The following is a 9,339-nucleotide window of genomic DNA, read 5'->3' as shown; positions in this document are numbered from 1 at the left end:
TCGGGTACGTCGGGTACGTCGGGCGATGATGTGATCTCCGGGGCCTCGGTCGCGTCGGTCACCGTGACCAGGGAGCGCCCACAGTTCTGGCAGAACTTCTGGCCGTTCTCGAGGTGGTGACCACACGATGGGCAATACATGGTCGCGACTGTAGGAGATCAGGCCGTCCGACCATGTTCGTTGTGTGGTGCGACCACGATGAGACCACCTGAATCGGTCCCGTCGTAGAAGAATGTGCTCATGACCGGTCGGTTCGCGCCCTCTCCGACCGGAGAACTGCACCTCGGAAACCTACGGACGGCTGTGGTTGCCTGGCTGTCAGCCCGAGCGGATCAGCGATCATTCCTTGTCCGCATGGAAGACCTCGACATCGTTCAGGCCAAGCCGGAGCACGCAGCAGCACAACTCCGCGACCTTGCGGCGATTGGCATCGACTGGGATGGCGATGTCGTCCTCCAGAGCGAACGATTTCACCTTTATCAAGAAGCACTCGAACGGCTCGGGGCCGACGGGTCGGTGTACGAGTGCTACTGCAGCCGACGCGACATTCGCCTGCAGATCGAAGCTGCGTCGAGTGCTCCGCATGGTCCACCCGGGTCGTATCCGGGTACTTGTCGCGACCTGACCGACGCCGAACGAGAGGAACGACGGGCCGCTGGCCGGCCGCCTGCATTGCGGCTCCGCACGATGGGTGAGACGTACGAGTTCGTTGACCGACTTGTGGGCCGCTCAGCGGGACCGGTTGATGACGTCGTGCTCCGCCGCAACGATGGCGTCCCCGCCTACAACCTGGCCGTTGTGGTCGATGACGGACTGCAGTCGGTGACCGACGTTGTGCGCGGCGACGATCTGCTCGCTTCGACACCTCGCCATCTGATGTTGCAACGTCGCCTCGGGATCGACACGCCGAGCTACCTCCACATTCCGCTGGTGAACGGCAGCGACGGGGAGCGACTGGCGAAAAGCCACGGTGCCACCACGCTCCGCGAACTGCGGGATGCCGGAACGACGACGGCCGATGTCGTCACATGGATCGCCCGTTCACTCGACCTCGCGACGGCGACCGAGACGCCGAGCCTCGATCAACTTGTCGGGAGGTTCGATCCCGCTGCCTTGCCACGCCGCGCGGTGGAAGCTCCGGACTTCATCCGCCGCCGTTGAAGCCATCGCTCCCTGGTCAACGCGTCGCCGAGCGTTTTCACGCTGGACGACAAAATTGTGAAAACTGAGCGAAAGTGGCCGTGTATGCAATCCGCCGGCACGGCACCCCAAGTATCATCGGACCCTGTGGCTCCTGCTGAACGTCGAACTGCGCGCATTGGATGCGGCATTGTCTTCGGCTTGGTCGCGCTCGTCGGTTGCTCAACAGCGTTGACGAGCGGCTCTGGCAGCGATGCGGCAATCCCCCCCGAGACGACCGCGTTGCCCACGACCGTCGCACCGACGACGACGATGCCGCCCACCACGACCATGGCACCGACGACGACGATGCCGCCCACCACGACGATCGCGCCCACCACCACGACGACCCTGCCGATCAACGTCATCGAGGTCCCCGTGCTGGATCCGCCGCTTGCGGCCATCGGCACCAGCAGCGGTGGCGAAGCAGCTCGCGTGCAAAACCGTCTCATGGAACTGGGTTTCTGGGTCCAGTCCGCTGACGGCGATTACGGCCTCACCACGCGTCAAGCCGTCATGGCCTTTCAGAAGTACATGGGCTTCGACAACCCCGACGGCAAGGTCGATGAGCAATCTGCTGCAGCGCTCACGAACATGGATCTCCGCCCGGTCGCCCGGGCCAACTCCGGCACGCTCGTTGAAGTCGACAAGGGCAAGCAGCTGCTCTTCTTCGTCATCGACGGTCGCACCGAATACATCCTCAACGCTTCCACCGGCAACGGTGAGGCCTACGAAGAGCCTGACCAGAACTCTCCCGGTGAGATCCAGCGCGGTGTGTCACTGACCCCGAGCGGCCTCCACGAAGTGAACCGTGAACGGCCCGAAGGCTGGTGGGAGGGCGATCTCGGCTCCATCTACCGGCCGAAGTACTTCGTCGGCGGTGTTGCCGTGCATGGCTCGAACTCGATCCCGAACTACCCGGCCTCACACGGTTGCGTACGGGTCAGCGTGCCGGCCATGGACTGGGTGTGGGAGTCAGGCATCATGCCGCTCGACACCCCGGTCTGGGTCCACGACGGCGCCTGATTCCGTCCGGATCAGTCAATCCCGGCGTCGCCCCGTCCGTCGCATTACTGCCTTCAGATCCGGGTCAAGCCCTGCTGAGCTGGCAGAATCCTCGGATGCTTCCTGGTGTTGGGTCTGTTCGTCCTTGGGCTGATCCGGGGGTGATCGAGCTCAACCGGCTGCCGATGCGGGTGCCGTCGACGGCATTCCCGACTGCAGCAGAGGCGCGCAAGAACGCACAGGTTGACAACGGTGACGCCTCGCCCTGGCGCCGCTCGCTCAACGGCAAGTGGAACTTCCGTCTCTTCGACAACCCTGATTCGATACCGGCCAACGCCGTGATCAAGCCGCCGTCAAAGTCGTGGACTCGTGTCACTGTGCCCGGCAACTGGACGATGCAGGACACCGGCGACCTCCCGCAGTACACGAACGTGCAGATGCCGTTCGACGGGCCGCCACCGTCGTTGCCGGACAAGAACCCGACCGGGGTCTACCGGCGACCGTTCAAGGTGCCGGCGAGCTGGGACGGCCGCCAGATTGTCCTGCACATCGGTGGCGCAGAAAGCACGCACATCCTGTACATCAACGGTCGCTGGGTGGGATACGGCACCGACAGTCGACTGGCCAGCGAATACGACATCACTGATTTCGTCGAGCGTGGCGACAACGACATCGCGGTTGTCGTCTCGAAGTGGAGCGCACAGAGCTACGTCGAAGACCAGGACCAGTGGTGGATGGGCGGTCTGCATCGCGAAGTGTTCATCGAGGCACGCGGTGCCACGCACATCGACAACGTCATCTGCAATGCGGCCTACAACCACGTCGAGGGTTCCGGCCGGCTCGACGTCACCGCCATGGTCGGCGGGTTTACCGCACCGACCGCGGGCTGGAGAGTGAAGACGCGCATCGAGTCGCTGAACGGCAAGCAACTCGCCAAACCAGTCACCGGCAAGGTTCCTCACGCCTACTACGTGCCGATGCGTTTCTTCGGCCACAAGGTTGAGGCCTCGTTCAGCTTGGCTGATATCGAGCCGTGGTCGGCCGAGTCGCCGAGGCGCTACCGCGTCATCTGTGAACTGATCGACCCTGACGGACAGGTTGTCGAGGCGCACGCGCAGGTAGTCGGCTTCCGCTCGACGGTGATCAGTGGCAACGAACTGTTGATCAACGGCCAGCCAGCATGGATCTTTGGTGTCAACCGCCACGATCACCACCCCACGCGAGGCAAGGCGGTCACGCTCGACGATATGCGGGCCGACCTCCTTGCGATGCGGCGACACAACATCACTGCCGTCCGCTGCTCGCACTATCCGAACGATCCACGTCTCCTCGACCTCTGCGATGAAATCGGTCTGTACGTCATCGACGAAGCGAACCTTGAGGCGCACCAGTACAACACGAGTCTTTGCAACGACCCCGCCTGGCGCACCACCTGGGTGGCTCGCGCTTCGCGCATGGTCGAACGCGATCGCAACCACGCCAGCATCATCATGTGGTCACTCGGCAACGAGGCCGGGTACGGCCGCAATCACGACGCGCAGGCCGGATGGGTCCGCCACGCTGACCCAAGCCGTCCGCTGCATTACGAGCCCGCTTCGTTCCATGACGGCTGGCTCGACGGCGGCCGCCACGCCAGCGACGTCGTGTGTCCGATGTACCCGACTCATGAAGACACCGCTGCCTACAGCGGCGACCGCCCATTCATCATGTGTGAGTACAGCCACGCGATGGGCAACTCGAACGGATCGATCGCCGACTACTGGGACACGATCACGTCGACGCCCGGCCTGCAGGGCGGCTTCATCTGGGAGTGGAAGGATCACGGATTGCTCGCCACCCTGCCGAGCGGAAAGAAGGGCTACGCGTACGGCGGCCAGTTCGGCGAACTCATCCACGATGGCAACTTCGTCGCAGACGGCTTGATGTCGGCCGACCTCACCCCGCACCCCGCGATTCAAGAAGTCGAGTGGGTGTACCGCCCGGTGACGGTGGAGAAAAAGGGTACGAAGCTCAGCATCGCGAACCGCCGCAGCTTCACCGACCTGTCCGACCTTGCCGCTCGCTGGCAGCTCAATATCGGCGGACTGGTCACAGCGTCTGGCACGCTCGACGTGCCGACGGTTGCGCCGCACTCGGCGATCAAGGTTGCGCTGCCGTGTGCGCTGCCAGAGGATCCGGACGCTCATCTCAGCATCGTCTGGACGCAGCGCACCGCGACAGCGTGGGCTCCTGCTGGCAAGGTTGTTGCGTGCGATCAGATGCAGCTCCGCGCACCGAAATTCGCGCCGCTGCCGAAGTCGACCGGGATTGGTGCTCGGAGCGCAGTGAGCAAGTTGCTCGCCGCGCCGATTGAACTCTCGATTTTCCGGGCACCGACCGACAACGACGGATACAAGTTGATGCCGGACATGACCAAGCAGCACGGCATCGGCGGCAAGGCCCTCACGTCGTGGCAGGAACGCGGCATCGACTCCACGCCAGCCGAAACGTTTGTGGATCACAACCACCGTGTCGATGTACTTGCCGACGGGAGTGAGGTCCATCATCACGTGGTCGAAGTTCCCGACTCGCTTGATGACCTTGGTCGCGTGGGCGTCAGCTTCCAACTCAAGTCTGGCTTCGATCAACTCCGCTGGTTCGGACGCGGCCAGCTGGAGAACTATCCGGACCGCAACCGTGGCGCGATGGTCGGTACCTGGGAGTCCGGCGTGGACCCCGAGCCGTACCTCGTACCGCAGGAGTTCGGCTTGCGCACCGACTGCCGCTGGTTCGAGTTCATCAACTCATCGTCTGGCGCTGTCGTGCGACTCGACGTGCTCCGGCCGACGTCGATGCACATTTCCGCCACGCGATTCACCGCAGCCGATCTCTACGCTGCCGGACACGAAACCGACCTCACGCCACGCAAGACGCTCGTCGTGCACGCCGATGTCGCGCACCGCGGGATTGGCACGGCGAGCTGTGGACCCGACGTCCTCGATCGCTACGAGATCCCGACCGGACGCCATACCTTCAGCTACCGCCTGTCCGTCAAGTAGCCACAGACAGGGTCAACAGGCAGACGCCATCGTCGGCGACTGAGTTACAGCTGCTCCCGGCCCCGACGTAACTCGGTGCCGAGGGTTTCTTCGGTGAGGTTGTCGATGCGGTCGCCGATCCAGTCGAAGAGGCTCTGCGATGCAATTGCCTGGAACGTCAGCCAGACAATGAAGAGCAGGGTCGCGAGCGCGAGGGCGACTTTCACCCAGCGCAACATTGTGCTGGTGTATTCGGTGATGAGTGGCGTGAAGCTCCGTACCGCGGTGTTGGCTCGCTGGGAGAACTCGTTCGCCGCCCGATCGAGTTCCTGCCGGGCGACGGTGCGCACCTCGGCGATGATTTCCTGGGTGTCCTGGCGGCTGTAGCCCCCGTACTGCTGCTGGCCAACCTGCTGGCCCTGACTGATCGGCGCGTGATGCACCATGTCCGCCTCGGCGCGCGTCAACTCCGCTGTGCTGGGCGGTGCTCGTCGGATGTCGGTCCAGTCCAAACCGTCCCACCAGCGCAGCCGCTCACGGCCGTCGGGGTCGGGGTACCACCCCTCCCGTGGAGCATCGATGATGCGCATTGTCAGCTGCCGCCGCTGCGGTGCTCGGCTCGGTCAGGCTCGGGCAGCTCGACCCGCTCGTTGTCTTCCGGAATCGCCAAGCCGTCCTTCGGGCGCACGTCGTCGCCTGACTCGTCGGGCCGAATCGTCTCGGCCAACGCTGCCACGGTTCCCAGCAAGCCTGAGAACTCCACGGGGATGACCATCTTGGTCGCCCGGCCGTCGCCGATTTTCTCGAGCGCCGAGAGGTACTCAACGGTGAGCACGTTGTTGTCAGTGTGGGCTTCCTTGATACCGGTGAGGCGCGCTTTGGCTGCCAGGCCCTCGCCCTGGCCGAGCATTTCAAGCCGGATCTTGTTGGCGTGTGCCCGGAGCTGGATGGCTTCTGATTCGCCCTGCGCGTCAAGGATCGCTGCTTCCTTTCGACCGGTGGCGGAGAGCACGGCTGCCTGCTGCTCGCCGTCGGCCCGGGCAATCGCTGCTTCCTGGTAGCCCTTGGCCTCGGTGACCGTCGCTCGGCGGTCGCGCTCGGCGCGCATCTGGGCGTGCATTGCGGACACGATGTCCGGCGGCGGGTCGATGCGCTGGATCTCGACACGAACGACTCGAACGCCCCACTTGTCAGTGGCATCGTCGAGTACTTCTCGGAGCTGAGTGTTGATGGTGTCGCGCGACGTAAGGGCCCGGTCCAACTCCATGTCGCCGATGAGGTTGCGGAGGTTGGTCTGGGCGAGCTTGGTGATGGCCGTGAAGAAGTCGGCGATGTTGTAGACGAGGCGCTGGGGATCGGTGGCTTCGTAGTAGACGACGGCGTCGACGGACACGACCACGTTGTCGGCGGTGATGACTTCCTGCGGCGGGACGTCGACGACTTGCTCACGCATGTCGATCAGCTGCATCGTTTCGATGAAGGGCATGATCAGGTTGAGACCCGGCTCGCGGGTGGCTTTGTATTTGCCGAGACGCTCGACCAGACCGCGTTGGTACGGGCGCACGATTTTGACCGCGCCGACGAGCACGGCGATGCCGATCAGCGCGATGACGCCGACGACGATGGCAATCGGATTCATGAAGGATCTCCCTGGGGTGGTTTCGAATTGGGTTGCTGTAGCGGCGGCCCGCTGGGGGGAGCGCTCGTTGGCGGATGAGCGAGGGCTTCGACCCGGACGCGCGTGCCGTGCATCTCGGTGATGCGCACCTTGGAGCCCTCGGTGATGATGAGGCGTCCGTCGCTCAACGCACTCCACACTTCGCCTTCGACCTGGACTCGGCCCTTGCGGTCGGTGTCGTTGGGGTCGATGGTGGCCGTGACGATTGCCGTCATGCCGACGAGTCGGTCGGCGCCGACGCCGGGCGACATTTCGTTCTCGCCGGCGAACTTCATGACGCGCTTGTACAGCAGAATCCAGATCAGTGCGCCGCCGCCGATGAAGACGGCCCATTGGATCTCGATGGAGACGTCATAGAAGCCGAGCAGCGCTGCGGCGAAGGCGGATACTGCGAAGGGCAGCAGTACGAAGGCTCCGGCGAGCACGGTGAGCTCGATGGTGGCGAAGGTGATGCCAACGGCGAGCCAGACCCATGGCCACACGTTGAGGTCGATTCCCAGGTCAAGTACTGCGGAAACCATGGGCAGAACACTACTCCGCCCCCCGACCGAAGCGAGTTCGAAGGGCCGTGTGTCAGGCGCGGTGGATCCGGAGGGGAGTCTCCGTCGGCGACGTGAGGCAGGCGCCGGTTTCGCAGTCGAATCGCCACCCGTGGAGGGTGCAGACGAACTCACCGTCTTGAACCTCGCCGAATGCTTCGAGGTCAGCGTCGCGGTGCGGGCAACGTCGTTGCACGATGTAGTCGCCAATCTGGATATCAGGCTCGTCGCTGTGGTCGCCGCCACCTGCTGCAAGCTCGAGTTTGCGGACCACCTCGGCCTCGGCACGTCGCATCCGCTCACGGGACAACGATTTCAAGAAGTTGTAGACGTACTCGTTGAACTCGCCGTCACGCCAGGCGGTGAATCTGCACGACAGGAGCAGCGAGTTACTCCAGTCGACGGCGCGTTTCACGGCGACCGCTTCCACCAGGTCGCGTGGAATGTCGAAGCGGAAAGAGAACGGTTCACCATCGTGTGGGCGAACCTCTCCGTTTGGAAAGTCGACGAGAATGGCGAGGTCGCCGGCATTGATCAGCACGTTGGCGCCAACCATCGACCGCAACGTCGGCGCCATGTCGAGGAGTGGTTCCCACCAGCTCTTCAGCTCGGCGAGCAGGTCGATGTCGAGTGCTTGCCAGCCGGCCTTCATCTCGTCGAGCCACGGCAGCCAGTCGGCTTGATATTGCTCGAGGTACTCCCGCTTCTCGGAGAAGATGGCGGCAACATCGGCATCTGGCATCGGGTGGGTGGCGCCGATCGAGGACGGTGTGACCTCGATCGTGGTGCCGGGGATGTTGAGCACCCCCGTGAATCCGGCGTCGTCGAGCATCTGCAAGAAGACCGTCTGGTCGGGGAAGATCGATGCTTCGTCGCCGTCGATCATGTTGAGACCGAAGAGGTCCGGGTCGAGGAATGCCGGCGGCCCGGCGCTGGGCACGATTGCTCGGGCGCCGACTTTTTCGACGTAGCGCATGGCCCGGGCGAACTGTGCCTTGACCTTGGCTTGGCACTGCCGAAGCTTCTCGTCGTCGGGCATCTCGTAGACCATCGGATACCAAATGGCACCCGAGAACTGCAGCCAGTGGAGGTCGACGGGGCCGTGTGCGGCGAGCTGACCGAGGTCGTTGGTGCGACAGTCGTTCTGGTTGACGAGGATCGTGTCGTCGTGCATCACGACCAGTGCCGAGTCACCGCCGGGGCCATCGGTGATCGAGGACTCGATGTGGATCGCGACTTTCAAGCCTGGCGCAATTTCGAGTTCTTCGGTGTCGACGGTCTGCACGAAGTTGGTGAAGCCGTGTTTGGCGAGTGTTCGTCGCTGCTCGCGCGTCGGAAAGCCGGGGAGAAGAATCGGGATGTCGCGTCGTAAGTGTTGATCGAGCCAGGCCTCGTCGTGGTGATCTCCGTGGAGGTGCGAAACGTAGAGGAAGTCGGCGTTGTCGATCCGCTCACGAAGTTCATCGCTCAACTGATCGTTGCGGGGGAATGGGAACCAGCCGCCGAAGAACGCTGGCTCGAACCACGGGTCGCACAGAATCGACCCGGCCTCGGTCTCGATCAGCATCCCCGCATGGCCAAGAGAAGTTGCGCGCATCACCGCTCAGGCTACGTCCGCCAGAGGAACCCGAACAGGCACATCGTCCCGAAAACCGAAAGAGCAGCAGCCGACGCGTCGGCTACTGCTCTGACTCCTTCAGAGATTCAGGGTGATCCGGGGCGATCGCCGCGGATGGACTGAATCAGGCGACGGGTGGGTCGGTGAATTGCTGGCCTGCGCGCGAGACGTGCTCGGTCCAGGCGTTGCCGTCCCAGTAACGCAGTTCGTAGCGGCCCGACGGGTCGGCGTACCAACCGGCTGGCACGGTCGACGCGGCGGCGGCTGCCCCAGCGTCGGCGGCAGCTGCGGTTGCAGCATCGG

General features: G+C 63.7%; 9 protein-coding genes. 3 read left to right on the top strand and 6 right to left on the bottom strand.

Going from position 1 to position 9,339, the window contains the following annotated elements; all coding sequences use genetic code 11:
• Positions 1–140 (bottom strand): zinc-ribbon domain-containing protein (locus ACH2DW_RS14795; protein ID WP_394930515.1); only part of this gene is annotated, 140 nt, incomplete at its 3' end.
• Positions 141–240: 100 nt separating this feature from the next.
• Between ACH2DW_RS14795 and gluQRS the strand changes: the two genes are divergently transcribed.
• The 3 genes from gluQRS to ACH2DW_RS14780 all read left to right on the top strand — a co-directional run bounded on the left by gluQRS (position 241) and on the right by ACH2DW_RS14780 (position 5,222).
• On the top strand, positions 241–1,161 hold the full coding sequence (gene gluQRS / locus ACH2DW_RS14790) for a tRNA glutamyl-Q(34) synthetase GluQRS (RefSeq protein ID WP_394930513.1): 921 nt from the start codon (positions 241–243) through the stop codon (positions 1,159–1,161).
• Positions 1,162–1,287: 126 nt separating this feature from the next.
• Positions 1,288–2,205, top strand: coding sequence for a L,D-transpeptidase family protein (locus ACH2DW_RS14785; RefSeq protein WP_394930512.1), 918 nt, complete (start codon positions 1,288–1,290; stop codon positions 2,203–2,205).
• Positions 2,206–2,345: 140 nt separating this feature from the next.
• The gene (locus ACH2DW_RS14780; RefSeq protein ID WP_394930511.1) at positions 2,346–5,222 is read left to right on the top strand and encodes a glycoside hydrolase family 2 TIM barrel-domain containing protein; all 2,877 of its coding nucleotides are present in this window, start codon (positions 2,346–2,348) and stop codon (positions 5,220–5,222) included.
• 44 nt (positions 5,223–5,266) lie between these two features.
• Here ACH2DW_RS14780 and ACH2DW_RS14775 read toward each other — a convergent pair whose 3' ends face one another.
• From ACH2DW_RS14775 to ACH2DW_RS14755, 5 genes are all read right to left on the bottom strand, one after another.
• Positions 5,267–5,791, bottom strand: coding sequence for a DUF2510 domain-containing protein (locus ACH2DW_RS14775; protein WP_394930510.1), 525 nt, complete (start codon positions 5,789–5,791; stop codon positions 5,267–5,269).
• Between the two features lie 2 nt (positions 5,792–5,793).
• Positions 5,794–6,840: an SPFH domain-containing protein gene (locus ACH2DW_RS14770; RefSeq protein WP_394930509.1), complete on the bottom strand. Its 1,047-nt coding sequence runs from the start codon at positions 6,838–6,840 to the stop codon at positions 5,794–5,796.
• A complete protein-coding gene (locus ACH2DW_RS14765) occupies positions 6,837–7,400 on the bottom strand; it encodes an NfeD family protein (protein ID WP_394930508.1) in 564 nt (187 codons plus the stop codon). Before ACH2DW_RS14765 ends, ACH2DW_RS14770 begins: the two co-directional genes overlap by 4 nt.
• A gap of 52 nt (positions 7,401–7,452) precedes the next feature.
• Positions 7,453–9,015 (bottom strand): Rieske 2Fe-2S domain-containing protein, encoded by a 1,563-nt coding sequence (locus ACH2DW_RS14760; RefSeq protein WP_394930507.1) that lies wholly within the window; start codon positions 9,013–9,015, stop codon positions 7,453–7,455.
• A gap of 145 nt (positions 9,016–9,160) precedes the next feature.
• Positions 9,161–9,283 carry a DUF2510 domain-containing protein gene (locus ACH2DW_RS14755; RefSeq protein ID WP_394930514.1) on the bottom strand — a complete coding sequence of 41 codons (123 nt, stop codon included), beginning with the start codon at positions 9,281–9,283 and terminating at the stop codon, positions 9,161–9,163.
• Positions 9,284–9,339 lie beyond the last annotated feature (56 nt).

Origin of the sequence: uncultured Ilumatobacter sp. (assembly GCF_963980585.1) — a bacterium.
GTDB lineage: Bacteria > Actinomycetota > Acidimicrobiia > Acidimicrobiales > Ilumatobacteraceae > Ilumatobacter_A.
Note: the sequence above shows the minus strand (reverse complement) of the source record. Positions and strands in the feature narration are given on the sequence as shown.